This window comes from Streptomyces sp. CB02414 (assembly GCF_001905385.1).
In the GTDB taxonomy this organism is placed as follows: Bacteria; Actinomycetota; Actinomycetes; order Streptomycetales; family Streptomycetaceae; genus Streptomyces.
On record NZ_LIPF01000003.1, the window covers coordinates 617,469 to 641,654 of the forward strand.

Below are 24,186 nucleotides of genomic sequence, written 5' to 3' on the forward strand. Positions count from 1 at the left end.
TCGAGATGGCTGTGTTTTTGCGGGGCGGGGCGCCAAGATTCGCCTACGCGCGGTAAGTTTCTGGCCATGCCACGTGGACGTCACCGCCATTCCCCGCCCCTGCACAGGCTGCTGCCGCCGTCGGCGATCGCAGGCGTCTCCGTCGTCTGTGCCCTCGGCCCCTGGGTGTTCAGCGAAGCGACGGTCCTGCGCGCACTGGCCGCGGCCGCCGCGGTGACGGCCGTCGTCGGCGCGGTCGTCATGCGGCACTGGGACGCCCAGGCGGGCAAGCGGGTCGCCGACCTCACGCGCGCGCGGGCGAGCGACGAGTGGCGCTACGAGGAACGGGTCGCCGAACTGGAGTCCGACCTCGAGGAGTCGCGCGAACTGCGCCAGAAGCTGGAGCACCGGCTGCGGGCCAAGCGCACCGAACTGGCGGGGCTGCGCAACGAGCACGCCTCCCTGCTGCGGCGTTACGCCACCGCCGAGACCGAGCGGGCCAGCGCGCTGGAGGGCCGTCGGCTGCTGGAGATAGAGGCCGTGCCGCAGGCGCCCGCGCTGCCGGCCGCCCGCCCGGCTCCGGACGAGGCTCCGGTGGCCGAGGAGACGGTGGCCGAGGAGGTGGCGGTCGCGGACGCGGTGACGGACGAGGCCGCCGGGGAAGGGGAAGCCCCCGCGGTCTTCTCTCCCGAGGGCTCCCGGTTGTTCCTGCGGGCGAACGCGGCACTGGCCCGTTTCGCCGAGGACGCGCCCGCCGGCCACCGCGACTCCGGCGACGGCGACTCCGGCGACTCCCGTGACGGCGGAGACGACGACGGGAACGGTGGCGGGGAGCGCGCGTCGGCGGACGCCACCGCGCGGGAGGACGAGGCGCAGGGGCAGCCCGAGGCGGCCGACGGACACGAGCGCACCGCCGCCGCCTCCCCCACGGCCCAGCACGACGAGCGGCCCGCGCAGCCCACCGCGCCCACCGGACAGGCCACCGGTCACTACACGGTGCCGGCCGCGGTGGCGGTCGTACCGTCGGCCCCGGCGCGGCGCCCCCTGGTCGAGGGCGGCTTCGACTTCTTCGGCACCAAGGACGACCAGGACGGCACGTCGTCGTCGCCCAAGGCCCTGGAGACCGTCCAGAACGAGGACCTCGCCGACGTGGTCGGCCAGGAGGCCCTCGCCCTGCACAAGGCGGAGAAGGAGGCGGGCTTCAAGCAGGCCGGCGAGGAGTCCCGGGGCGTGGGCCAGGTGATCGACCTGACCGCCCACGACGAGACGGAGCAGATCGACGTGCAGGGGCTGCGCAGCGCCGTGTCCTGACCGGACGGGGCGGGGCGGGACGGGGCAGCAGGGCAGGGGTGTGGCCTCTCAGGCCATCCACCGGTCCGGCAGCGCGTCCCGGCGGCCGGTCCGGGAGTGTTCCGCCTGGGCCCGCAGGAGGTCCGCCGCCTCGTCGGCGTCGCGCAGACGCGCGGTCACGGTCTTGTTCGCCCCCGTGTCCACCCGTACGTCGGCCAGCCGCAGCGCCCGCTGCCACGGCCCCTGGGTGCGGCGGACGCTCTGCACCTTGGCGTGCGGCACCAGGGCCAGGCTGCGGCGCAGCAGCCCGTACCGGACGGCGAAGACCGTGTCGGTGACGGCGAGTCCGTAGCCCCGCCACCACAGTGGCCGGCAGCGCGCGGCCCGGCGCGGCGGGCGTGACAGCTCCGGGCCCGTCGGCACCGTCACCCCGGGCAGCACGCGCGCCACGACCGACTCCGCGATCTCGCGCGGGGCGACCGGCAGCAGCACGGAGTTCGACGACCCGGCCACGTCCAGCTCCACCCGCACCCAGCCCCGCCGCCGCCACAGCAGCGGCTCCACGATCCGCACGGTCTGCACCCGGCCCGGCGGCACCGTCTCGTGCGCGCGGTCCAGCAGCCCGTGGTCTAGGCGGAGCCCGTCCGGGGACTCGGCCACCGTCCAGTCGTACTCCCCGACGAACCGGCCCGCGCTGCTCGCGCCCGCGGCACCCAGCAGCGGCAGGACGGTCGCCAGCACCGTCCACAGGTTGTGGGTGGCGAGCCACAGGAGCGTGGGTACGACGACGGCGGCGATCAGCGTGCCCCAGGTGGCGCCGGTCAGCAGCAGCGAGACGGCCAGCACGCGCGGTGGTACGCGCAGCAGTTGCCGGGAGGGTGCCTCGCCGACCTCGTGGGCGGTCTCGGGGGCGAGGCCGGCGGCGCGGGCGAGCAGCTCGGCCCGCAGGGCGCGGGCCTCGCCGGCGCCCAGGAAGGCCAGTTCGTCCTTCTTGCCGGTGCCTATGACGTCGAGCTTGAGTTTGGCGACCCCCGCGACGCGGGCGAGGAGGGGCTGGGTGACGTCGATGGCCTGGACGCGTTCGAGCCGGATGTGGGCGGTGCGCCGGAACAGCAGCCCGGTGCGGATGCGCAGCTCCGTGTCGGTCACCGCGTAGTGGGTGAACCACCAGGTCAGGAAGCCGTACAGGGCAGCGGCCGGGATCAGTACGGCGAGGCCGATCAGCAGGTGGGTCGTGGTCAGCCGGGTCAGCTGGCGCTGCGCCTGGTCGGGGTCGTGCACGGCCCACCCGACCAGCACGGCCACCGGCGCCCACGCCCGCCGCAGCGGCGTGACGGGGTGCAGCCGGCGCTCGGTCGTTCCGTCTCCGGGCGAAGGGGAGTCCGTGCCGGACACCTCCGGGGTGGGGGCAGTGCCGGACGACTCCGGTGCAGGCGCCGCCGGGCCCGGGCCGGCCGTTTGCGTCGTGGGTGCGGCGGGACGCGGGGCGGAGTTTGCCGTCCCGAAGGGGGCGGGGCGCCGACGGGGTCCCTCCGGGCCCTGTGTGGCGGAGCGCGGGCTGGAGGTGTCCGTCTCGGGTGGCACCGTCGGGCCCGCGCCGGCCGTTTCCGGTGCGGGGGGCGCGGGGCGCCTGCGGGAGTCCTCCGCACCTGGCGTCACCGGGTCCTGGCCCGTCTCCTCCTCCCCGGGCGTCGTCACAGCCCCGCCGATCGGGCCTCGCCCAGCTCGGTGAGCCGGTCGCGGAGCCGTTCCGCCTCGGCCGGGTCGAGGCCCGGGATGGTCGCGTCGGTCGCGGCGGCGGCCGTGTGCAGCTGGACGCTGGCCAGGCCGAAATGGCGCTCGACGGGACCGGACGTCACCTCGACCAGCTGCATGCGCCCGTACGGGACGACGGTCTCCTCTCGCCACAGCACACCCCGGCTGATCAGCAGGTCGTCGGCGCGCTCGGCGTACCGCCAGGAACGCCAGTTGCGCTCCAGCATCACCCAGCCCCACACCGCCAGAGCCGGCGGCAGCAGTGCGAGGAACGCCCAGGCCGGTTCCAGGAACAGGCCCGGCAGCAGGCCCGCGGCGAGGGTGAGCAGGCCCAGCCACACCACCAGCAGCAGGCGTCGCATGCGCAGCAGTCCCGGCGGCAGGCCGGTCCACACCGGTTCCTCCCGCGCGGCCTTCGCCGTCCCCGCCGCGCCCGTGTCGTCAGGGCTCCCCGTCTCCATGGGGCCAGCGTACGTAGGGGAGACTGTGTGCATGACTCCCACGACGGAGACCATGGTCGGCATCGGCGGCGCCGCGGAGAGCACCGACATGGTGCTCAACATCGGGCCCCAGCACCCGTCCACGCACGGAGTGCTGCGGCTGCGGCTCGTCCTGGACGGCGAACGCATCGTCCGCGCGGAGCCCGTGATCGGCTACATGCACCGCGGCGCGGAGAAGCTGTTCGAGGCCCGTGACTACCGTCAGATCATCGTGCTCGCCAACCGCCACGACTGGCTGTCGGCGTTCTCGAACGAGCTCGGCGTGGTCCTCGCCGTGGAGCGCATGCTCGGCATGGAGGTCCCCACCCGCGCGGTGTGGCTGCGCACGCTGCTCGCCGAGCTGAACCGGGTGCTCAACCACCTGATGTTCCTCGGCTCGTACCCGCTGGAGCTGGGCGGCATCACCCCCGTCTTCTACGCCTTCCGGGAGCGCGAGGTCCTCCAGAACGTCATGGAGGAGGTCTCCGGCGGGCGTATGCACTACATGTTCAACCGCGTCGGCGGCCTCAAGGAGGACCTGCCCGCCGGGTGGACCGCACGCGCGCGCGGTGCCGTCGCTGCCGTGCGCTCGCGCATGGACGTCTTCGACGACCTGGTGCTCGGCAACGAGATCTTCCGGGGGCGCACCCGCGGGGTGGGCGCGCTGAGCCCCGAGGCCGTGCACGCGTACGGCGTCAGCGGGCCCATCGCCCGTGCCTCCGGCGTCGACTTCGACCTGCGCCGCGACGAGCCCTACCTGGCGTACGGCGAGCTCCAGGACACCCTGAGGGTCGTCACCCGCGCGGAGGGCGACTGCCTGGCCCGCTTCGAGTGCCTCTTGGAGCAGACGCACAACGCCCTCGACCTCGCCGACGCCTGCCTGGACCGCCTGGCCGAGCTGCCGCCCGGGCCGGTCAACCAGCGGCTCCCGAAGGTGCTCAAGGCGCCCGAGGGCCACACGTACGCCTGGACCGAGAACCCGCTCGGCATCAACGGCTACTACCTCGTCAGCAAGGGCGAGAAGACCCCGTACCGGCTGAAGCTGCGCTCGGCCTCGTACAACAACATCCAGGCGCTCGCCGAGCTGCTGCCCGGGACGCTGGTCGCCGACATGGTGGCGATCCTCGGGTCACTGTTCTTCGTGGTCGGGGACATCGACAAGTAGAGCCCCGGCGTCGACGGGCCCGACCGGCTGGAGCAGCCACCGGAAGTCGCCGAGCCCGCCCGTCGCGGTCAGCTCGGCGGCCTCGGAGGCGCCCGCCAGCGCGCGCACGTACGCCGCCGGGTCGGTGGCGGCCAGCGCGAGCGGAGGGCGTACGCCTGTGATGCCGAGGGCGCGCAGGACCTCCCGCTGGGGGCGCAGCAGCGCCTCGGGGAGCGTGCGCTCCGGAGTGCGCTTCCCGGCGGCCTCGCACGCGTCAGGGCGTTTCACGGCGGCCGCGCACGCGTCCAGTGCCACGTGCGCGGTGATGTCGCGGGAACCGTCCGGCACGGGCGGCTCCTGACGCCCCTCCCGGAAGCCCGTCAGCGTCCCGAAGGGCGGGCGGGTGGCCGTGGTGTGCGCGTAGTCGGCGGCCACGGCGAGCCCGGCGTCCAGGGCCGCGACGGCGGTGGCCCAGGCGGCGTCCCGGGGGAGCCCGATCTCCGCCCGCAGCCCCTCCTCGCCGGTCAGCGGCCACCACCGGGCCAGCCACCGGGCCTCCGCCCCGGCCACCGGCTCCCCGAGCCGCTCGGTCCCGTCGTCCCTCACGAGCACCCGCCGGGCCACTCCGGCGGAGTCCACCTCCGCGACGTCCACCGGCACGTTGTCCAGCCACTCGTTGGCGAACAGCAGCCCCGTCGCCCCGCGCGGCGGCTCGGCGAGCCACTCGATCCGGTGGTCCAGCCCGTCCGGGCGGTCGGCGATCTCGACGGCGTACGCGCGCGTGCGGGCGGCCACGCCGGCGGGCAGCGCGGCCAGCACCCCGGTGACCAGCTCGCCGCGGCCGGCCGCCATGTCCACGAAGTCCAGCGACGCGGGCCGTCCCAGTGCCTCGTCGACCCGGCACAGCAGCCGCGCCACCGCTCCGGCGAACAGCGGCGACGCGTGGACGGACGTCCGGAAGTGCCCGGCCGGTCCGCCGGGTGCGGCGCGGTAGAAACCGGCCGGTCCGTAGAGGGCGTCCCGTGCGGCCTCTCGCCAGCCCCGCCACTCCTGCCAGTCCTCGTGCGTCCCGGAGGCCCCTTCGGCCCCGCTCGTCCCAGCTGTCACAGACCCAGGCTAGGGGTACAGAGGAACGGAGCCTCCACCTTGCGGAGTATGCGTGGAGGCTGCGGATCGGCCCTCCGGTTGACCCCTGCACCTATCCCCCTTCCCTACGCTGGGTTACGTGCAGCGCCTCTACGACTTCATCCGCAGACACCCGACCGGGGTCGACTGTTTCTGGGCTCTCGTCCTGCTCGGTATCTCCCTGGTGTCCCTGTCGGCCCCGCAGCCGCGGGGCGAGGGCACGGACACCACGGCGCTGCTCGTCGTCTTCTCCGTCCTGCTGTGCCTCGTGATCGCGCTGCGGCAGCGGATGCCGGAGAGGATGCTGATACTCGCCATCGTTCTCGGCGTGGGGCAACTGGCGCTGGACGTCTCAACGCTCCCGGCCGACTTCGCCTTCCTGGTGATCGTCTACACCGTCGCCGCGACCGGAGCCCGCTGGGCCTCCCGGACCGCGCTCGCCGTGGGCCTGTGCGCGGCCCCCGTCGCCCAGCTGCGCTGGGCCGACGGAACGCTGAGCATAGGGGCGAACATCGCCATAACGGTCTTCCAGGCGGTGCCTTTCGCCCTCGCCTGGGTGCTCGGCGACTCCATCCGCACCCGCCGTGCCTACTTCGCGCAGCTGGAGGAGCGGGCCGCCCGGCTGGAGAAGGAGCGCGAGGCGCAGTCCAAGGTCGCGGTCGCCGCCGAACGCGCCCGGATCGCGCGCGAGCTGCACGACGTCGTCGCGCACAACGTCTCCGTGATGGTGGTCCAGGCCGACGGCGCCGCCTACGTCATGGACGCCGCCCCCGACCAGGCGAAGAAGGCCCTGGAGACCATCTCCTCCACCGGCCGCCAGGCCCTCGCCGAGATGCGCCGCCTGCTCGGTGTGCTGCGTACCGGCGAGCACCAGGAGGCCGGCGAGTACGTGCCGCAGCCCGACGTCCAGCAGATCGAGGACCTCGTGGAGCAGTGCCGCAGCTCCGGCCTGCCCGTCGACTTCAAGGTCGAGGGCACCCCGCGCGAGCTGCCCAGCGGTGTCGAGCTCACCGCGTACCGCATCGTGCAGGAGGCGCTCACCAACACCCGCAAGCACGGTGGCCCCAACGCGGGCGCGAGCGTGCGGCTGGTCTACTTCGACGACGGCCTCGGTCTGCTCATCGAGGACGACGGCAAGGGCGCCCCGCACGAGTTGTACGAGGAGGGCGGCTTCGACGGCCAGGGCCACGGCATGATCGGCATGCGGGAACGGGTCGGCATGGTGGGCGGCACCCTGGACGCCGGCCCGCGGCCGGGCGGAGGATTCCGCATCAGCGCGCTGCTGCCGCTGAAACCGGCACACTGAACCACCACGCCCGCACGCGCGTACCGCGTTGACACCTGTAAGACCGCAAGCACCGCATGGAAGAGGCCCCGATGACGATCCGCGTAATGCTCGTCGACGACCAGGTGCTGCTGCGCACCGGGTTCCGGATGGTGCTCGCCGCGCAGCCGGACATGGAGGTCGTCGCGGAGGCGGGCGACGGCGTCGAGGCCCTCCAGGTGCTGCGCTCGACCGCCGTGGACGTCGTCCTGATGGACGTCCGCATGCCCAAGCTCGACGGCGTCGAGACCACCAGCCGGATCTGCGTGGATCCGGCGGCGCCGAAGGTGCTGATCCTGACCACCTTCGACCTCGACGAGTACGCCTTCTCGGCGCTGAAGGCGGGCGCCTCCGGCTTCATGCTCAAGGACGTGCCGCCGGGCGAACTGCTCGCCGCGATCCGTTCCGTGCACAGCGGGGACGCGGTGGTCGCGCCCTCGACCACCCGTCGGCTCCTGGACCGCTTCGCGCCGATGCTGCCGGCCACCGGTCAGGAGCCCCGGCACAAGGAGCTCCAGCGGCTCACCGAGCGGGAGCGCGAGGTGATGGTGCTGGTCGCGCAGGGCCTGTCCAACGGGGAGATCGCGGCGCGGCTGGTGCTGTCCGAGGCGACGGTGAAGACCCACGTGGGCCGCATCCTGACCAAACTGGACCTGCGCGACCGGGTGCAGGTGGTGGTCCTCGCCTACGAGACGGGGCTGGTGCGGGCGGGCGGCGGGCAGGGCTGAGGGGCGTGCGGGGCCGGCCGGGCCCCGATCGGACCGCCACACCCCGTGATCAGCGGAGTATGCCCTCCAGGAAGTCGCTGCCCAGCCGCGCCACCACCGTCACGTCCAGCTGGTGCAGCACGTACCGGCCGCGGCGGCGGGTGGTGATCAGCCCCGCCTTCTTCAGCACCCCGAGGTGCCGGGATATCTCCGGTGCCGTCACGCCGTGCGCCTGCGCCAGCTCGCTCGTGGTGTACGCGCTGCGGGCCAGGTGGCGGCAGATCCGCATCCGGACCGGGTGGGACAGCGCGGTCATCCGCAGGGTGAGCTGCTCGACCGACGGCGGCGAGGCCAGCTCCGGGGAGCCGACCGGGTAGTGCAGCACCGGCTGCCAGTCGTGCCGGTGCAGGACCATCAGATGCGGCCAGCCCAGGCTGGTCGGGACGAGCAGGAGGCCGCCGCTCCCGGTCGCCGAGCGGCCGTCGCCCAGTTTGTCGACCGTGATCCGCGCGGCGTCCTCGTCCAGGGAGACGGCCGGGGACACGGCGGCCAGCGCCTCGGCCAGGCCCTTGCGGCGCAGCAGCTCCGTCTTGTGCCGGGCGTCGGCCGCGAGCTGGTGGCGCAGCCGGGACCAGGCCTCCGCGAAGAACGCCTCGTCGCAGTCCTGCGCGAACTGCCGCAGCCAGCCGCGGATGCGCGGCGGGTCGGCCAGCAGCCGCTCGCTGAACCGCAGCTGCTGCGGGCCCCGCGCGGCGGCCAGGTCCAGCGCGCGGCGGCGTGCCTCGGGGTCGGCGAGTGCCGAGACGCCACCGGTGCTGTACGGCAGAGCGCAGGTGAACTCCAGGGCCGCGTCCACGAACTGCTCGTCGGACAGCTTGTCGAGCAGGTCCAGGTCCTCGGCGAGGGTGGCGCCGGGGAGCGTGCCACGGCCCGGCACGCCGGCGAAGGGCATGAACAGGTCCGAGAACGTCGTCCGCCACAGGAAGTCGGCCTCGCACATCCGGTCGGCCAGATGCGAGTCGAGCCGCGCGGTCACGCCCGTCGCCCAGCCCTGCAGTCCCGGGTGGTGCCCCGGCTCGGACAGGGCGTGCAGTGCCATGCCCAGCTCGGCCAGGGGCGAGGGCACGACGGCGACCCTCTCCGGCCGCAGCCCCGCGATGTCGATGCGCACGCTCATGCCCTCATGGTGCACCCCGCCACTGACAACGCCGCCGCCGATTGACCGTCGCCGTCAATCGACTGCGCCCGCGGCTCGCCGCGGGCGCAGTCTGGAGCCACGGGGCAGCCGCGGAGCCCGACTTCCACTCCTACGTCCCCTGGAGAAGGCGATCCGTCATGAGCATCACGCAGCAGTACCTCCTCGACACCTACCGCGCCCGGCAGCTCGGCGAGCCCGCGCCGCCGGCACCCGGGACCCTGGACCGGCAGGTCGTGCGCGAGTGGCGCGACCACCGCCGGTTCCGGGCCGTGCTCGCCGGCCGCCCCGCGCACGGCCGCCTGCGGCGCACCCTGCGCCGGTGGTGGTCCCTGTGGCCGCGCGCCTTGGGCTGACCCCAAACCCGGGGACCCGGGCCCGGTGGCCCGGGCGCCCAGCGCGTGGCCGGTCAGGCCCGTGGACCGGCTGTGGGTGGTCGGGCCAGCAGGGTGGTCGAGGACGTTCGGTTCTGGAGACCGGCCGTGAGCGGTCGGACCCGCAGCCTGGTCGAGGTCGGTCGGGAGTCACAGGCTGGCTTCGGGCGGTCGGAGTCGCAGTCTGGTGCCGTGAGGGGTGGCGGGTCCGCGGGGTGGTTGCGGATGGTTGGGCCTGCGGGTCGGCCGCGGGCGGTCGGAGCCGTGGAGGGCCGGACCCGGGCGCGTGTCGATCAGTGTGCTGGTGCCGCTGCGCGCCGCCGGTGCTTCCGGCCAGACTGCGGGCGGTCGGAGCCGCGGTCTGGCCGCGAAGGGCCGGCCTGCGCTCTGGCCGTAAGCCGTCGGGCCTGCGGTCTGGTCGTGGGCTGTCGGGCCCGCAGCCTGGCCGTGAGCTGTCGGCCCGGGGCCGGGCCGCGAGCGGTCAGAGCCGCAGCCTGGCCGTGAAGTCGGCGACCGCTGCCTTGACGTCGTCGGCCGTCCACTCCAGGCCCGCCGCCTCCACCCCGATCTCGGTGAAGGCGATCCCCGGACCGCGCGGGTCCCAGGGCTGGGAGAAGAGCAGCGTCCCGGTCTCCTCGCCCTGTCGCAGCGCGGCCTCGCCCGCGTCGTCGGCGTCGCAGGGCAGCCAGACCTGGAACTCGTGGGTGTGCGGCACCTCCGGGTACACCCGCGCCCACGGGAGCCCGGCCGCCGCAAAGCCCTCGCCCAGCGCGGCGGCCACCACGCGCGCGTGGGCCACGTACTCGGGCAGCCGGGGCAGCTCCCGCTCCAGTCCCGCGAGCGCGGACAGCACCGTCGGGAACTGCTGGAACAGCAGGCCGCCGTACCGGTGCCGCCAGGCCTTCGCCTCCTCCACCAGTGTCCGGGGACCGGCCAGGGCGGCACCGCCGTAGCCCTTGAGGGACTTGTAGTACGAGACGTACACGCTGTCCGCCAGGGCGGCGATCTCGGTGAGCGGGCGGCCGAAGTGGACGGTGCACTCCCACAGGCGGGCCCCGTCGAGGTGGACGACCGCGTCGCGCTCCCGCGCGGCGGCGACGACCTCGGTCAGCTCCTCCCAGGTGGGCAGCAGGAAGCCGGCGTCCCGGAGCGGCAGTTCCAGCATCAGCGCGCCGAACGGTTCGTCGAAGCCGCGCACCTCGTCGGCGGTCGGCTGCCTGGGCTCGTCCGTCAGCCGCACCGGGCGCAGGCCGCCGACCCGGCTGAAGGCGTCGCGTTCGTGCCCCTCGGGGTGGGCCAGCCCGTGCAGCGCGACGGCCGGGTTGCCGGTGCGGCCCGCCCAGCAGCGCAGGGCCACCTGCTGGGCCATGGTGCCGGTCGGGAAGAAGGCGGCGGCCTCGGTGCCGAGCAGGGCGGCGGTCTTCTCCTCCAGTGCCGCCACGATGCCGTTGCCGTACATGTCGGAGGGTTCGTCGAGGTCGTACAGCTCGGCGGCGTCGTCCAGCAGCGCCATGCGCTCCCGCAGGCTCGCGATGAACCCCGGGCGCGCCAGCAGGCGCCGTGCGTCGCGGTGGACGGCCACGCGCCGTGCGCGAAGCCGCCGGTACCGTTCCTCGGTCGTTTCAGCTCGCTCTGCGGTATCGCTCATGCCGGGATCATGCCGCGCGGGCCGCGGACGGGGCACCCGGGTTACACGGCCACCGTGCGGAAACCCACAGCCTGTGGACGACCGGACGTGCCCCGAACCAATCGCGTTAACATGACGAGAAATCGTCCGGTACCCCGAGCGGACTGGAACGGGAAGGCCGCCGTCGCGTGAACACAACCCCACAGCCAGACCCCAAGGACCGCCCCGCGCGGCTCACCGTAGGCGTCGTCGGCGCCGGACGCGTGGGCCCCGCGCTGGCGGCGTCGCTCCAGCTCGCCGGGCACCGCCCGGTGGCCGCCTCCGGGGTCTCCGACGCCTCCAGACGGCGCGCCGCGGCACTCCTGCCCGACGTGCCGCTCGTCCCGCCCGCCGAAGTGCTCCAGCGCGCCGAACTGGTCCTGCTGACCGTGCCCGACGACGCCCTGCCGGGGCTGGTCACCGGGCTCGCCGAGACGGGGGCGGTGCGGCCGGGCCAGCTGCTCGTGCACACCTCCGGGCGGTACGGCGCGAGGGTCCTGGACCCCGCCCTGCGCGCCGGCGCCCTGCCGCTCGCCCTGCACCCGGCGATGACCTTCACCGGCACCCCCGTGGACGTCCAGCGCCTGGCCGGCTGCTCCTTCGGCGTCACCGCGCCCGAGGAGCTGCGACTGGCCGCCGAGGCACTGGTCATCGAGATGGGCGGCGAGCCCGAGTGGATCGCCGAGGAGCGGCGCCCGCTGTACCACGCCGCGCTCGCCCTCGGCGCCAACCACCTGGTCACCCTGGTCGCCCAGTCCATGGAGCTGCTGCGCACGGCCGGCGTCGCGGCCCCCGACCGGATGCTCGGCCCGCTGCTGGGCGCCGCCCTCGACAACGCCCTGCGCTCCGGCGACGCGGCCCTCACCGGGCCCGTCGCGCGCGGGGACGCGGGCACGGTCGCGGCGCACATCGAGGAGCTGCGCGCACACGCCCCGCAGGCGGTCGCCGGCTACGTGGCGATGGCCCGCGCGACCGCCGACCGGGCCCTGGACCACGGCCTGCTGAGGGCGGAACTCGCCGAGGACCTCCTCGGGGTACTCGCAGACGGGACCGGGACCGCGGCCGGCGGACCCGGCGGCGCGACGCGGGCCCCCGCCCCCACCGACGACGACGCCACGAGCACAGACGACACCGGCGGCACAGACGACACCGGCGGCACAGACGGCACCGAGGGAGACGCCCGATGACCACCACCACCCCGCCGCCCGTCCTGCTGCGCACCGCCGCCGAACTCCACGCGCGCGTGCGGCACGGCCGCCGGGCCGTCGTGATGACCATGGGTGCCCTGCACGAGGGCCACGCCACGCTGATCCGCACGGCCCGCGACCTGGCCGGCCCGGACGGCGAGGTCGTCGCCACCGTCTTCGTCAACCCGCTCCAGTTCGGCGCCGGCGAGGACCTCGACCGCTACCCGCGCACCCTGGACGCCGACCTGGGGATCGCCGGGCAGGCGGGCGCGGACGCCGTCTTCGCCCCCTCCGTCGACGAGGTCTACCCGGGCGGCGAGCCCCAGGTGCGCGTCACCGCCGGCCCGATGGGCGAACGCCTGGAGGGCGCCTCGCGCCCCGGCCACTTCGACGGCATGCTGACCGTCGTCGCCAAACTGCTCCACCTCACCCGCCCGGACCTCGCCCTCTACGGCCAGAAGGACGCCCAGCAACTCGCCCTGATCCGCCGCATGGTCCGCGACCTGAACTTCGGCGTGGACATCGTCGGCGTCCCCACCGTGCGCGAGGACGACGGCCTGGCCCTCTCCAGCCGCAACCGCTACCTCTCGCCCCGGGAGCGCCGTACCGCCCTCGCCCTCTCCCAGGCGCTGTTCGCCGGCCTCGACCGGCACGCCGCCCAGGAGGCGCTGCGCGCGCGGGCCCGCGAGGTGCCCGCCACGCACGCGCGCGCCGAGGCGCTGAGCGCCCTGGGCGAGTCCCGCGCGGCGGCCGACGCCCACGCCGTCTCGAACGCGACCCCGGGCACCCCGGGAGCCGTACGCGCCGCCGCCCGCCTCGTGCTCGACGACGCCGCCCGCCTCGACCCGCCGCTGGAGCTGGACTACCTCGCCCTGGTCGACCCGTCCGACTTCACCGAGATCGGCGACGACCACACCGGCGACGCCGTCCTCGCCGTCGCCGCCCGGGTCGGCGCGACCCGGCTGATCGACAACGCACCCCTCACCTTCGGAGCCGCCTCGTGACCAGCACAGGCATACGACTGCACGCCCCCGCGCCCGGCTGGGCCATCGACGCGGACGTGGTGGTCGTCGGCTCCGGAGTCGCCGGTCTCACCGCGGCCCTGCGCTGTGAGGCGGCGGGCCTCAGGACGGTCGTCGTCACCAAGGCCCGCCTCGACGACGGCTCCACCCGCTGGGCCCAGGGCGGCATCGCCGCGGCCCTGGGGGAGGGCGACACCCCCGAGCAGCACCTGGACGACACCCTGGTCGCGGGCGCGGGCCTGTGCGACCAGGAGGCGGTCCGCACCCTGGTCACCGAGGGCCCGGACGCCGTACGCCGCCTCATCGCGACCGGCGCGCACTTCGACGAGTCCACCGAGGGCGGCCTGGCCCTCACCCGCGAGGGCGGCCACCACCGCCGCCGCATCGCCCACGCGGGCGGCGACGCCACGGGCGCGGAGATCTCCCGCGCGCTGGTCGAGGCGGTCCGCGCGCACGGCATCCGCACCGTCGAGAACGCCCTCGTCCTGGACCTCCTCACGGACGCCGACGGCCGCACGGCAGGCGTCACCCTGCACGTCATGGGCGAGGGCCAGCACGACGGCGTCGGAGCCGTCCACGCCCCCGCCGTGGTCCTCGCCACCGGCGGCATGGGCCAGGTCTTCTCGGCGACGACGAACCCCGCCGTCTCCACGGGCGACGGCGTGGCACTCGCCCTCCGCGCGGGCGCCGAGGTCAGCGACCTGGAGTTCGTCCAGTTCCACCCCACGGTCCTCTTCCTGGGCCCGGACGCCGAGGGCCAGCAGCCTCTGGTCTCGGAGGCGGTCCGCGGCGAGGGCGCCCACCTGGTGGACGCCGACGGCGTGCGCTTCATGCTCGGACAGCACGAACTCGCGGAACTCGCCCCCCGGGACATCGTCGCCAAGGGCATCACGCGCCGCATGCAGCAGCAGAACGCCGAGCACATGTACCTGGACGCCCGCCACTTCGGCGCCGAGATGTGGGAGAACCGCTTCCCCACGATCCTCGCCGCCTGCCGCGCCCACGGCATCGACCCGGTCACCGAGCCGATCCCGGTCGCCCCGGCCGCCCACTACGCCTCCGGCGGCGTCCGCACCGACGCCTCGGGCCGCACCACGGTCCCCGGCCTGTACGCGTGCGGCGAGGTGGCCTGCACGGGCGTGCACGGAGCCAACCGCCTGGCCTCCAACTCCCTCCTCGAAGGCCTGGTGTACGCCGAGCGCATCGCCGCCGACATCACGACGGCCCACGCGGAAGGCACCCTGCACGCGCGCGTGCCGGCCGCCGTCCCGCACCGCGAACAGCCCGAGCACCCCCTCCTCCCGCCCGAGTCCCGCCTGGCCGTCCAGCGGATCATGACCGAGGGCGCCGGCGTCCTGCGCTCGGCGGAATCGCTCACCCGCGCGGCGGACCGGCTCCACCACCTGCACACCGAGGCCCGCGAAGCCCTGCACGAGCACGGCAAGACGTCCGAACCGGGCGTGGACACGTGGGAGGCCACCAACCTTCTCTGCGTGGCCCGCGTCCTGGTGGCGGCGGCGGCCCGGCGCGAGGAGACCCGCGGCTGCCACTGGCGCGAGGACCACGCCGACCGCGACGACACGACGTGGCGCCGCCACATCGTCGTACGCCTGAACCCGGACCGCACTCTCGCCGTGCACACCACGGACACGCCAGAATTCCCCCCGACGAACCCCTCTCCCCAGCCGACGCAGCGCCCCCAGGAGCAGTGACAGCAGTGAACACCCCCGACCTTCCCCTCGCCTCCGGCGGAGGCTGCGGCGACGGCTGCGCCTGCGGCGCGGACACCGACGAAGACACCTACCTGGAGTGCGGCCTCGACCCGGCCCTCGCGGCACTCCTCCTGGACTCCGGCCTTGACCCCGTCGAGATCGAGGACCTGGCGAACCTGGCGATCCAGGAGGACCTGGCGGGCGGCGTGGACGTCACGACGGTCGCGACCATCCCCGAGGACGCCGTGGCGACCGCCGACTTCACGGCCCGTGAGCCCGGCGTCGTGGCGGGCCTCAGGGTCGCCGAGGCGGTCCTCTCGGTCGTCTGCACGGACGAGTTCGAGGTGGAACGCCACGTGGAGGACGGCGACCGCGTCGACGAAGGCGACAAGCTCCTCTCCGTCACCACCCGCACCCGCGACATCCTCACCGCCGAACGCAGCGCGCTGAACCTCATGTGCCGCCTGTCGGGCATCGCGACCGCCACGCGCGCGTGGGCGGACGTTCTGGACGGCACGAAGGCGAAGGTCCGCGACACCCGCAAGACGACCCCCGGCCTGCGCAGCCTGGAGAAGTTCGCGGTCCGCTGCGGAGGCGGCGTCAACCACCGCATGTCCCTCTCGGACGCGGCCCTGGTCAAGGACAACCACGTGATCGCGGCCGGCGGTGTGGCGGCGGCCTTCGAAGCCGTCCGCGAGCGCTTCCCGGACGTCCCCATCGAGGTCGAGGTCGACACCCTGCACCAGCTCCGCGAGGTCCTCGACGCGGGCGCCGACCTGATCCTCCTGGACAACTTCACCCCGTCCGAGTGCGAGGAGGCGGTCGCCCTGGTCGGTGGCCGGGCCGTCCTGGAGGCGTCGGGCCGACTGACGCTCGACAACGCCAAGGCGTACGCGGCCACGGGCGTCGACTACCTGGCCGTGGGAGCCCTCACCCACAGCTCCCGCATCCTGGACATCGGCCTGGACCTGCGAGCGGCGGAGTAGAAGCCATGCTGCTGACGATCGACGTAGGCAACACGCACACCGTCCTGGGCCTCTTCGACGGCGAGGACATCGTCGAGCACTGGCGCATCTCCACGGACTCGCGCCGCACGGCCGACGAGCTCGCGGTCCTGCTCCAGGGCCTGATGGGCATGCACCCGCTCCTCGGCGACGAGCTGGGCGACGGCATCGACGGCATCGCCATCTGCGCGACGGTCCCCTCGGTCCTGCACGAACTGCGCGAGGTCACCCGCCGCTACTACGGCGACGTCCCCGCGGTCCTCGTCGAACCGGGCGTCAAGACGGGCGTGCCCATCCTCACCGACCACCCCAAGGAGGTCGGCGCCGACCGCATCATCAACGCGGTGGCGGCCGTCGAGCTCTACGGAGGCCCGGCGATCGTCGTGGACTTCGGCACGGCGACGACGTTCGACGCGGTCAGCGCGCGCGGGGAGTACGTCGGCGGGGTCATCGCCCCCGGCATCGAGATCTCGGTGGACGCCTTGGGCGTCAAGGGCGCGCAGCTCCGCAAGATCGAGGTGGCCCGGCCGCGCAGTGTGATCGGCAAGAACACGGTCGAGGCGATGCAGTCCGGGATCGTCTACGGCTTCGCGGGCCAGGTCGACGGTGTCGTCAACCGCATGGCCCGCGAGCTGGCCGACGACCCCGACGACGTCACGGTCATCGCGACGGGTGGGCTGGCGCCGATGGTGCTGGGCGAGTCCTCGGTCATCGACGAACACGAGCCGTGGCTGACCCTGATGGGACTCCGCCTGGTGTACGAACGGAACGTGTCCCGCCTGTAGCGGTGACGCGGGGTGCGTGCGGGTGGGCTCCGCGGCCCGGCGTCCACGGTCACCCGGCGTGGGTGCGGGCGTCGGGGGTGGGTGCGCGGCCCGGCGCAGGCCGGTTGCCCGGCGTCGGTGCGGGCGTGGGGGTGGGTCGCGCCGCCCGGCGCTGCCGGGGTGCCGCTGCGCCCACCCGTGCCGCCCCAGCGGCACGACTGCCCGCAGCTGGGCAGGACGGCGCGGACCCGACCCACCGACAACGCACCGCGCTACCCGCACCCCCACCGACCCGCACAGGCCGCCGGAGGCAACCGCAGGCACCTCGCCCCACCGCCGGAGGCCCACGCAACAGAGTGGCCCCCACGCCACACCCCATCCCCTATGCCGAGTTTGTCTGATTAGCGCGTATCGTCACCGCATGCCCACGCCCTACGGACCCCGCGGCGGCATGGCGTTCGGTGCTCAGGAGCTGCGTGTGCTCCGGCGCGCCCTCGCCCTCGCCCTCAAGCCCAGCCCCGTCTCGGCACAGGAGGCCCGGGACTGCCTCCACCTCGCAGAGTCGCTCGACGAGGCGATGCGGGAGAGCGCCAGGCTGCGCGCCTTCCTGGTGGCCGACCTCGCCCGGTACCGCGCCGCCCTCCCCGGCACCGCCGCCGGCTACCTCGCGCTCCTGGAGGAGGCCCTGGCCGCCGGACACCGCCCGGACGCGGACGACCTGGCCGCCCTCGGCGCCCTGCGCGGCAACCCCGCCGCAGCCGCCCTCCTGGCCCGCTGCGCGCCCCAGGCGCCGTCCGCCCCCAAGGTCACCCTCCCGGCCGCGCGCACGCGCACCGGCACCCGTCTCCTCCTCGCCCTCCCCGGCGGCCGGCGGTCCGACAGGAAGCCCGAGCAGGACCCGCCCCGGAAGCCCGCACAGCAACCCACCCCGAAGCCGGCCACCCCCAAACGTCCCGTCCCCACCCCGGGCGAGGTGTTCCCCCGCCGCAAGCCCGCCCCGCCCGAGCCCGAGTCCGCGTCCCGGCACCACCTCGCCGCCGGCTGAGACGGCCTGGCTACCCTGGATCCATGGACTACGTCTCCGCGCTCCTGCCTCCGGCCGTCATGGCCGTGTTCTTCATCGGCGTGATCAGGGTGATCGTGAAGACCCAGGGCGGCGCCAACAAGGCCAAGGAGGACGCGGCCGTCGACGCCGCCCTCGCGCGAGCGGAGGGCGCCCGCCAGCCGTCCGCCCACCCCGAGACCTGACCGGCATCACTCCGCCCCACGGGCGTACGACTCCCCGCACCCACCACGAGGAGTCGTACGTCCTTTTCGCATCTGTTTGACACCAAACGCGCACGTACGGCACGTTCCGGCACGCCATCGCCCGGATCCCCCACTATCGTTCGAAGCGTGCCTCGCCCATTGGGAGAACTCGAAGACGCGGTCATGACGAGGGTGTGGAAGTGGAACCGCCCCGTCACCGTTCGAGAAGTCCTGGAAGATCTGCAACAGGAACGGTCCATCGCCTACACCACGGTGATGACCGTTCTGGACAATCTCCATCAGAAGGGCTGGGTGCGCCGCGAGGCGGAAGGCCGGGCCTATCGATATGAGGCGGTCTCCACCCGCGCCGCCTACGCCGCCGCGCTGATGAACGACGCATGGTCCCAGAGCGACAACCCCGCCGCGGCCCTCATCGCCTTCTTCGGCATGATGAGCGAGGAACAGCGCCAGGCGCTGAGAGACGCCATCCGCATCGTGCAGGGTCCGGATACGCCGCCCGATACCCGGCCCGATACCCCCGCTCCCAACCCCGGTTCGGTACCGGACGCCGGCGAGCGATAGCGTCCCCACATGCCAAAAGCCATCACCGTCCGGCGGGCCCGCACCAGCGATGTCCCGGACGTGCGCCGGCTCCTCGACGCGTACGTTCGTGACCGCATCCTGCTCGACAAAGCGATGGTGATGCTTTACGAGAGCATCCAGGAGTTCTGGGTCGCGGAACGGGACGACAACGCCGAGGTGGTCGGCTGCGGCGCCCTGCATGTCATGTGGGAAGACCTCGCGGAAGTGCGGACTCTCGCGGTGAAGCCCGGCCTGAAGGGCTTCGGCGTGGGTCACCGGTTGCTGGAGAAGTTGCTGGACACGGCGCGCTGGCTCGGTGTTCGCCGCGTTTTCTGCCTGACCTTCGAAGTGGACTTCTTCGGCAAGCACGGCTTCGTCGAGATCGGGGAGACGCCCGTCGACACGGATGTCTACGCGGAGCTGCTGCGTTCCTATGACGAGGGCGTTGCGGAGTTCCTGGGTCTCGAACGAGTGAAACCGAACACTCTGGGCAACAGCCGGATGCTTCTGCATCTGTGATCGCCGCGCACCGACGGGCTGTCACAGGCTTCGACGGGCTTCGACTGGCTTCGACAGGCGTCCTTCGCCAGGTTTATTCGACCGATGCACCGTGCGCGGGTTCCCTATGTCCGAAACGCGCATCTTTTCGTCCCGGAGGCGGGCTACCGGTCTCCGCCGGGGGTTTGTGTTTTTCCGGCAAAAGCGGTTTGCTTTCCGACGTACTGCAGTACTGCATATAACAAGGGACGGCGATACGGCGGACGCCGGCGGACCTCCGGTCCCTCAAGTTATCGATGAAAGGAAATCCGGTGGCACAGAAGGTTCAGGTCCTTCTTGTCGACGACCTCGACGGTGGCGAGGCAGACGAGACCGTGACGTTCGCGCTCGACGGCAAGACGTACGAGATCGATCTCACCACCGCCAACGCGGACAAGCTCCGCGGTCTTCTCGAGCCTTACGTGAAGGGCGGGCGTCGCACCGGGGGCCGTGCTTCCGGCGGACGCGGCAAGGCGCGTGCCTCTTCGGGTGGCAGCCAGGACACCGCGGCGATCCGCGCCTGGGCGAAGGAGAACGGCTACGACGTCAACGACCGCGGCCGTGTCCCCGCGATCATCCGCGAGGCGTACGAGAAGGCCAACGGCTGATCACCCGGCCGCGCCACACGTCACAGGATCGGCGCCCGGGGCGGCGAGAGCCGGACCCGGTGGCATTCCGTCGCCAGGGTGTGCACCAGCCGGGCGAGATCGGGGGCGGACCCCACGCCGCCCACGGCCGACAGCGTCGGCAGCGAGGCCTCGACCTCGCACCCCTGCTCCGGGGGCCGCAGCCAGACGGCGGTCCCCCGCCGGAGCCGGCCGTCGCGGTCCGGGGGACGCGGCGGCGGGAGCACCGAACCGGAAGCCGGGGCCGGGGCGCCCGCACCGCCCACGCCGCCCTGACCGGTCACGTCGGCCACCGGTCCCAGCGGCGCCTCCACCAGGCCGCCCGCTCCGGCCGCCGCCAGGTCGAGCGGCAGGGACCCCCACTCCAGCCACTCCAGCAGCCCGGGCAGCTCGTCCGCGCCGCCCGCGGCCACGAGCAGCAGCATCCGCTCACCGCGCAGGGCCACCGGGAACCCGGGCCGCCGCGGGCCGGTGCCACGGCGGCCGAGCCGTTTCAGTGCCGCGTGACCGGCCTTCGCCGGGACGTCCAGGACGTCGAAGCGGACTCCCGTACGCAGCCGGACCGGCGCCCCGGGAGCCGTCGGCCAGCCGAGCACGCTCTCGTACCACCACCGCACCCGGTCCCAGGAGCCGGCCGCTTCGGCCGGGCGGCGGGGCACGGGCACGCCGGCGACGGACGCATCACGGACTGCCGGTACCGAGGGCGGGACGCCAACCATGCCAAGTGCAACAGTCGAAACAGCCCCCGAGTTACGCTGGGTGGCGATACGGACGCACAGAGTGCTGGAAAGGGGGGCGTGCGGGGGTGCGGGGAGGCGCAAGGTTGTTCGCCCATAGCGGAGGGAACCGGTGCGCGCGGCATGGAGTGTCAGTCCCAGCGGGTAAGACATCCCTAGTGGGAGGGGGCGACGAGCGGATCGGGCCGCCTCACGTTCGCCATCGGCGTAGTGGCGAGTGGGGTAAGTGCCTGGCCTGCGGGAACATCGTCTCGCACCATCGGGTTGTGGCAGATGTCGGCGTCTGGGGTCAGGAGGCCATCGACGGTGTCGGCAGTTGGAATGAGCGGTCCCCGCTTGCGGGACTAAGCTGCGGAAGGACAGGGAGGGGAAGTTCCCCTTACTGCCTGACCGCTCTGAGGAGCGATTAACGATGTTCGAGAGGTTCACCGACCGCGCGCGGCGGGTTGTCGTCCTGGCTCAGGAAGAAGCCCGGATGCTCAACCACAACTACATCGGCACCGAGCACATCCTCCTGGGCCTGATCCACGAGGGTGAGGGTGTCGCCGCCAAGGCCCTTGAGAGCCTCGGGATTTCGCTCGAGGCGGTCCGCCAGCAGGTGGAGGAGATCATCGGGCAGGGCCAGCAGGCTCCGTCGGGTCACATCCCCTTCACCCCCCGTGCCAAGAAGGTCCTGGAGCTGTCGCTCCGCGAGGCCCTCCAGCTCGGTCACAACTACATCGGCACGGAGCACATCCTGCTCGGCCTGATCCGTGAGGGCGAGGGCGTCGCCGCCCAGGTCCTGGTCAAGCTGGGCGCCGATCTGAACCGGGTGCGGCAGCAGGTGATCCAGCTGCTCTCCGGTTACCAGGGCAAGGAGACCGCCACCGCCGGCGGTCCTGCGGAGGGCACGCCTTCCACGTCCCTGGTCCTCGACCAGTTCGGCCGGAACCTCACCCAGGCCGCTCGTGAGTCCAAGCTCGACCCGGTCATCGGGCGCGAGAAGGAGATCGAGCGGGTCATGCAGGTGCTGTCCCGCCGTACCAAGAACAACCCGGTGCTCATCGGTGAGCCCGGCGTCGGCAAGACCGCCGTCGTCGAGGGCCTCGCGCAGGCCATCGTCAAGGGCGAGGTGCCCGAGACCCTCAAGGACAAGCACCTCTACACCCTGGACCTCGGCGCGCTGGTCGCCGGCTCCCGCTACCGCGGTGACTTCGAGGAGCGCCTGAAGAAGGTGCTCAAGGAGATCCGCACCCGCGGTGACATCATCCTGTTCATCGACGAGCTGCACACGCTGGTCGGTGCGGGTGCCGCCGAGGGCGCCATCGACGCCGCGAGCATCCTCAAGCCGATGCTGGCCCGTGGTGAGCTGCAGACCATCGGTGCGACCACGCTGGACGAGTACCGCAAGCACCTGGAGAAGGACGCGGCCCTCGAGCGCCGCTTCCAGCCCATCCAGGTCGCGGAGCCGTCGCTGCCGCACACGATCGAGATCCTCAAGGGCCTGCGCGACCGGTACGAGGCGCACCACCGCGTCTCCATCACGGACGAGGCCCTGGTCCAGGCGGCCACGCTCGCCGACCGCTACATCTCGGACCGCTTCCTGCCGGACAAGGCGATCGACCTGATCGACGAGGCCGGTTCCCGGATGCGCATCCGCCGGATGACCGCGCCGCCGGACCTGCGCGAGTTCGACGAGAAGATCGCCGGCGTCCGCCGCGACAAGGAGTCCGCGATCGACTCGCAGGACTTCGAGAAGGCCGCCTCCCTCCGCGACAAGGAGAAGCAGCTCCTGGCCGCCAAGGCCAAGCGGGAGAAGGAGTGGAAGGCCGGCGACATGGACGTCGTCGCCGAGGTCGACGGCGAGCTGATCGCCGAGGTCCTCGCCACGGCGACGGGCATCCCGGTCTTCAAGCTCACGGAGGAGGAGTCGTCCCGCCTGCTGCGCATGGAGGACGAGCTCCACAAGCGGGTCATCGGCCAGGTCGACGCCGTCAAGGCGCTGTCCAAGGCGATCCGCCGTACCCGTGCCGGCCTGAAGGACCCGAAGCGTCCCGGTGGCTCGTTCATCTTCGCCGGTCCGTCCGGTGTCGGTAAGACCGAGCTGTCCAAGGCGCTCGCCGAGTTCCTCTTCGGTGACGAGGACGCGCTGATCTCCCTCGACATGTCGGAGTTCAGCGAGAAGCACACGGTGTCGCGTCTCTTCGGTTCGCCCCCCGGCTACGTGGGCTACGAGGAGGGCGGCCAGCTGACCGAGAAGGTCCGCCGCAAGCCGTTCTCCGTCGTCCTCTTCGACGAGGTCGAGAAGGCCCACCCGGACATCTTCAACTCGCTGCTGCAGATCCTGGAGGACGGTCGCCTGACCGACTCCCAGGGCCGGGTCGTGGACTTCAAGAACACGGTCATCATCATGACGACCAACCTCGGCACCCGGGACATCTCCAAGGGCTTCAACCTCGGCTTCGCCGCCGCGGGTGACACGAAGTCCAACTACGAGCGCATGAAGAACAAGGTCCAGGACGAGCTGAAGCAGCACTTCCGGCCCGAGTTCCTCAACCGTGTCGACGACGTGGTCGTCTTCCCGCAGCTCAGCCAGGACGACATCCTGCGGATCGTCGACCTGATGATCCAGAAGGTGGACGAGCGCCTCAAGGACCGGGACATGGGCATCGAGCTCTCCCAGTCCGCCAAGGAGCTGCTGTCCAAGAGGGGCTACGACCCGGTGCTGGGCGCGCGTCCGCTGCGCCGCACGATCCAGCGCGAGGTCGAGGACACGCTCTCGGAGAAGATCCTCTTCGGCGAGCTGCGTCCCGGCCACATCGTGGTCGTGGACACCGAGGGCGAGGGCGACTCGGCGACCTTCACCTTCCGGGGTGAGGAGAAGGCGGCCCTCCCCGACGTCCCGCCGATCGAGCAGGCGGCCGGCGGTGCCGGGCCGAACCTGAGCAAGGAGGCGTAGCCCTCCGGGGTGAGCCCGAAAGGGGGCTGCTCCGGGACTTCGGTCCCGGAGCAGCCCCCTTTCGCGTCAGGAGTCAGGAGTCAGGAGCCAGGAGTCAGGACAGCTGGCCGTCGTAGTCCGGAAGCTTGAACGTCTTCTCGGCGTGGCCGCCCGACAGGTCGGTGGCGCTGTTTCCGATGTTCGCGATGATCGTGTAGCCCTTGGACTCGATCTCGGCGCGCTGTTCCGTCTTGTACTCGGCGACGTCCCGGAACAGGTCGAGGAAGCCGCGGACGTACAGGCCGGAGGACTCGTAGCCGGCGTGGTCGAGGTTCCACTCGGTGGGCGCCTCGATGATGCCCGGGCGGGCGGTCACGAAGAACAGGGCGACACCCCGGTCCTGGGCGTACCGGGCGGCCTCCAGGACGGGCCGGTTGGCGGGCTGCGGGTAGCTGAAGCCGAAGTCGGTCTCCAGCGAGGTGTTGTCGATGTCGAGGACGATCGCCTGCTTCTCGCCGGGCGCGGCGTCGGCGATGCGCTCCTTCAGGTACGGCAGCGCCCGGTCCATCACGGCCCGGCAGTCCCGCTGCCAGGTGTCGTAGTCGACGTCGGCCGCGGCAGCGGCGACTGTGGTGACGGCCGGCTGCTCGGAGGGAGCGGAGGGGGCGGCCACGGCGGGCGTGACCGTCACCGAGAGGGCCGCCGCGGTGACGGCGGCGGCGCCGACGGCGCGCTGCCACGTACGCCGAGCCCGGCCGGTCTCCGTGGAGGCCTGTCTGGTCTGTCCGTTCTGTTCGGTCATGGGGGGGTGG

General features: G+C 72.9%; 23 protein-coding genes. 16 read left to right on the top strand and 7 right to left on the bottom strand.

Annotated elements, in window-relative coordinates:
* The first annotated feature begins 66 nt into the window (after nt 1-66).
* Nucleotides 67-1,290 carry a hypothetical protein gene (locus AMK11_RS13870; protein WP_073726703.1) on the top strand — a complete coding sequence of 408 codons (1,224 nt, stop codon included), beginning with the start codon at nt 67-69 and terminating at the stop codon, nt 1,288-1,290.
* A 48-nt stretch (nt 1,291-1,338) separates the two neighbouring features.
* On the opposite strand, the gene AMK11_RS13875 is transcribed toward AMK11_RS13870, so the two are convergent.
* Complete coding sequence (locus AMK11_RS13875) at nt 1,339-2,664, bottom strand: PH domain-containing protein (RefSeq protein WP_073726704.1); 1,326 nt, start codon at nt 2,662-2,664, stop codon at nt 1,339-1,341.
* 299 nt (nt 2,665-2,963) lie between these two features.
* Nucleotides 2,964-3,485 carry a PH domain-containing protein gene (locus tag AMK11_RS13880; protein WP_073726705.1) on the bottom strand — a complete coding sequence of 174 codons (522 nt, stop codon included), beginning with the start codon at nt 3,483-3,485 and terminating at the stop codon, nt 2,964-2,966.
* Nucleotides 3,486-3,516: 31 nt separating this feature from the next.
* Between AMK11_RS13880 and AMK11_RS13885 the strand changes: the two genes are divergently transcribed.
* Nucleotides 3,517-4,668: an NADH-quinone oxidoreductase subunit D gene (locus AMK11_RS13885; RefSeq protein WP_073726706.1), complete on the top strand. Its 1,152-nt coding sequence runs from the start codon at nt 3,517-3,519 to the stop codon at nt 4,666-4,668.
* Here AMK11_RS13885 and AMK11_RS13890 read toward each other — a convergent pair.
* A complete protein-coding gene (locus AMK11_RS13890) occupies nt 4,633-5,754 on the bottom strand; it encodes an SAM-dependent methyltransferase (protein WP_073726707.1) in 1,122 nt (373 codons plus the stop codon). The two genes, AMK11_RS13885 and AMK11_RS13890, sit on opposite strands and share 36 nt — an antisense overlap.
* 118 nt (nt 5,755-5,872) lie before the next feature.
* Here AMK11_RS13890 and AMK11_RS13895 point away from each other — a divergent pair, with 118 nt between their 5' ends.
* Together AMK11_RS13895 and AMK11_RS13900 are read left to right on the top strand one after the other, a co-directional pair.
* Nucleotides 5,873-7,078 carry a sensor histidine kinase gene (locus AMK11_RS13895; RefSeq protein ID WP_073726708.1) on the top strand — a complete coding sequence of 402 codons (1,206 nt, stop codon included), beginning with the start codon at nt 5,873-5,875 and terminating at the stop codon, nt 7,076-7,078.
* Between the two features lie 71 nt (nt 7,079-7,149).
* A complete protein-coding gene (locus tag AMK11_RS13900) occupies nt 7,150-7,824 on the top strand; it encodes a response regulator (protein ID WP_073726709.1) in 675 nt (224 codons plus the stop codon).
* Between the two features lie 49 nt (nt 7,825-7,873).
* Here AMK11_RS13900 and AMK11_RS13905 read toward each other — a convergent pair whose 3' ends face one another.
* The gene (locus tag AMK11_RS13905) at nt 7,874-8,980 is read right to left on the bottom strand and encodes a DUF5937 family protein (protein ID WP_073726710.1); all 1,107 of its coding nucleotides are present in this window, start codon (nt 8,978-8,980) and stop codon (nt 7,874-7,876) included.
* Between the two features lie 158 nt (nt 8,981-9,138).
* Between AMK11_RS13905 and AMK11_RS13910 the strand changes: the two genes are divergently transcribed.
* A complete protein-coding gene (locus AMK11_RS13910; protein WP_073726711.1) occupies nt 9,139-9,354 on the top strand; it encodes a hypothetical protein in 216 nt (71 codons plus the stop codon).
* Between the two features lie 499 nt (nt 9,355-9,853).
* On the opposite strand, the gene AMK11_RS13915 is transcribed toward AMK11_RS13910, so the two are convergent.
* Entirely contained in the window at nt 9,854-11,020 is a 1,167-nt protein-coding gene (locus tag AMK11_RS13915; RefSeq protein ID WP_073726712.1) for a threonine aldolase family protein, read from the bottom strand.
* A gap of 167 nt (nt 11,021-11,187) precedes the next feature.
* Between AMK11_RS13915 and AMK11_RS13920 the strand changes: the two genes are divergently transcribed.
* The 10 genes from AMK11_RS13920 (at nt 11,188) to AMK11_RS13965 (ending at nt 19,702) form a co-directional block, all read left to right on the top strand.
* On the top strand, nt 11,188-12,225 hold the full coding sequence (locus tag AMK11_RS13920; RefSeq protein ID WP_073726713.1) for a Rossmann-like and DUF2520 domain-containing protein: 1,038 nt from the start codon (nt 11,188-11,190) through the stop codon (nt 12,223-12,225).
* Nucleotides 12,222-13,229: a pantoate--beta-alanine ligase gene (panC, locus tag AMK11_RS13925; RefSeq protein WP_073726714.1), complete on the top strand. Its 1,008-nt coding sequence runs from the start codon at nt 12,222-12,224 to the stop codon at nt 13,227-13,229. Before AMK11_RS13920 ends, panC begins: the two co-directional genes overlap by 4 nt.
* Nucleotides 13,226-14,959 carry an L-aspartate oxidase gene (locus AMK11_RS13930; RefSeq protein ID WP_073726715.1) on the top strand — a complete coding sequence of 578 codons (1,734 nt, stop codon included), beginning with the start codon at nt 13,226-13,228 and terminating at the stop codon, nt 14,957-14,959. Before panC ends, AMK11_RS13930 begins: the two co-directional genes overlap by 4 nt.
* Before the next feature lie 5 nt (nt 14,960-14,964).
* On the top strand, nt 14,965-15,945 hold the full coding sequence (nadC, locus tag AMK11_RS13935) for a carboxylating nicotinate-nucleotide diphosphorylase (protein ID WP_073726716.1): 981 nt from the start codon (nt 14,965-14,967) through the stop codon (nt 15,943-15,945).
* Nucleotides 15,946-15,950: 5 nt separating this feature from the next.
* Complete coding sequence (locus AMK11_RS13940) at nt 15,951-16,748, top strand: type III pantothenate kinase (protein ID WP_073726717.1); 798 nt, start codon at nt 15,951-15,953, stop codon at nt 16,746-16,748.
* A 400-nt stretch (nt 16,749-17,148) separates the two neighbouring features.
* A complete protein-coding gene (locus AMK11_RS13945; RefSeq protein ID WP_079187417.1) occupies nt 17,149-17,772 on the top strand; it encodes a hypothetical protein in 624 nt (207 codons plus the stop codon).
* 23 nt (nt 17,773-17,795) lie between these two features.
* Complete coding sequence (locus AMK11_RS13950) at nt 17,796-17,975, top strand: hypothetical protein (protein WP_073726719.1); 180 nt, start codon at nt 17,796-17,798, stop codon at nt 17,973-17,975.
* A gap of 147 nt (nt 17,976-18,122) precedes the next feature.
* On the top strand, nt 18,123-18,557 hold the full coding sequence (locus tag AMK11_RS13955; protein ID WP_073726721.1) for a BlaI/MecI/CopY family transcriptional regulator: 435 nt from the start codon (nt 18,123-18,125) through the stop codon (nt 18,555-18,557).
* A 9-nt stretch (nt 18,558-18,566) separates the two neighbouring features.
* Complete coding sequence (locus AMK11_RS13960; protein WP_073726723.1) at nt 18,567-19,076, top strand: amino-acid N-acetyltransferase; 510 nt, start codon at nt 18,567-18,569, stop codon at nt 19,074-19,076.
* A 290-nt stretch (nt 19,077-19,366) separates the two neighbouring features.
* A complete protein-coding gene (locus AMK11_RS13965; RefSeq protein ID WP_073726725.1) occupies nt 19,367-19,702 on the top strand; it encodes a histone-like nucleoid-structuring protein Lsr2 in 336 nt (111 codons plus the stop codon).
* A gap of 20 nt (nt 19,703-19,722) precedes the next feature.
* Here AMK11_RS13965 and AMK11_RS13970 read toward each other — a convergent pair whose 3' ends face one another.
* Nucleotides 19,723-20,439, bottom strand: coding sequence for an SCO3374 family protein (locus tag AMK11_RS13970; RefSeq protein WP_073726726.1), 717 nt, complete (start codon nt 20,437-20,439; stop codon nt 19,723-19,725).
* A 430-nt stretch (nt 20,440-20,869) separates the two neighbouring features.
* On the opposite strand from AMK11_RS13970, the gene AMK11_RS13980 reads away from it, so the two are divergent.
* Complete coding sequence (locus tag AMK11_RS13980; protein WP_073726728.1) at nt 20,870-23,395, top strand: ATP-dependent Clp protease ATP-binding subunit; 2,526 nt, start codon at nt 20,870-20,872, stop codon at nt 23,393-23,395.
* A gap of 94 nt (nt 23,396-23,489) precedes the next feature.
* Here AMK11_RS13980 and AMK11_RS13985 read toward each other — a convergent pair whose 3' ends face one another.
* Complete coding sequence (locus tag AMK11_RS13985; RefSeq protein WP_073726729.1) at nt 23,490-24,176, bottom strand: HAD family acid phosphatase; 687 nt, start codon at nt 24,174-24,176, stop codon at nt 23,490-23,492.
* Nucleotides 24,177-24,186 lie beyond the last annotated feature (10 nt).

Coding starts and splice junctions, on each gene's coding strand:
- AMK11_RS13870 (WP_073726703.1), top strand. CDS start 67: ATGCCACGTGGACGTCACCGCCATTCCCCGCCCCTGCACAGGCTGCTG.
- AMK11_RS13940 (WP_073726717.1), top strand. CDS start 15,951: ATGCTGCTGACGATCGACGTAGGCAACACGCACACCGTCCTGGGCCTC.
- AMK11_RS13970 (WP_073726726.1), bottom strand. CDS start 20,439: ATGGTTGGCGTCCCGCCCTCGGTACCGGCAGTCCGTGATGCGTCCGTC.
- AMK11_RS13960 (WP_073726723.1), top strand. CDS start 18,567: ATGCCAAAAGCCATCACCGTCCGGCGGGCCCGCACCAGCGATGTCCCG.
- AMK11_RS13980 (WP_073726728.1), top strand. CDS start 20,870: ATGTTCGAGAGGTTCACCGACCGCGCGCGGCGGGTTGTCGTCCTGGCT.
- AMK11_RS13885 (WP_073726706.1), top strand. CDS start 3,517: ATGACTCCCACGACGGAGACCATGGTCGGCATCGGCGGCGCCGCGGAG.
- AMK11_RS13985 (WP_073726729.1), bottom strand. CDS start 24,176: ATGACCGAACAGAACGGACAGACCAGACAGGCCTCCACGGAGACCGGC.
- AMK11_RS13900 (WP_073726709.1), top strand. CDS start 7,150: ATGACGATCCGCGTAATGCTCGTCGACGACCAGGTGCTGCTGCGCACC.
- AMK11_RS13950 (WP_073726719.1), top strand. CDS start 17,796: ATGGACTACGTCTCCGCGCTCCTGCCTCCGGCCGTCATGGCCGTGTTC.
- AMK11_RS13880 (WP_073726705.1), bottom strand. CDS start 3,485: ATGGAGACGGGGAGCCCTGACGACACGGGCGCGGCGGGGACGGCGAAG.
- AMK11_RS13905 (WP_073726710.1), bottom strand. CDS start 8,980: ATGAGCGTGCGCATCGACATCGCGGGGCTGCGGCCGGAGAGGGTCGCC.
- AMK11_RS13910 (WP_073726711.1), top strand. CDS start 9,139: ATGAGCATCACGCAGCAGTACCTCCTCGACACCTACCGCGCCCGGCAG.
- AMK11_RS13915 (WP_073726712.1), bottom strand. CDS start 11,020: ATGAGCGATACCGCAGAGCGAGCTGAAACGACCGAGGAACGGTACCGG.
- AMK11_RS13945 (WP_079187417.1), top strand. CDS start 17,149: ATGCCCACGCCCTACGGACCCCGCGGCGGCATGGCGTTCGGTGCTCAG.
- panC (WP_073726714.1), top strand. CDS start 12,222: ATGACCACCACCACCCCGCCGCCCGTCCTGCTGCGCACCGCCGCCGAA.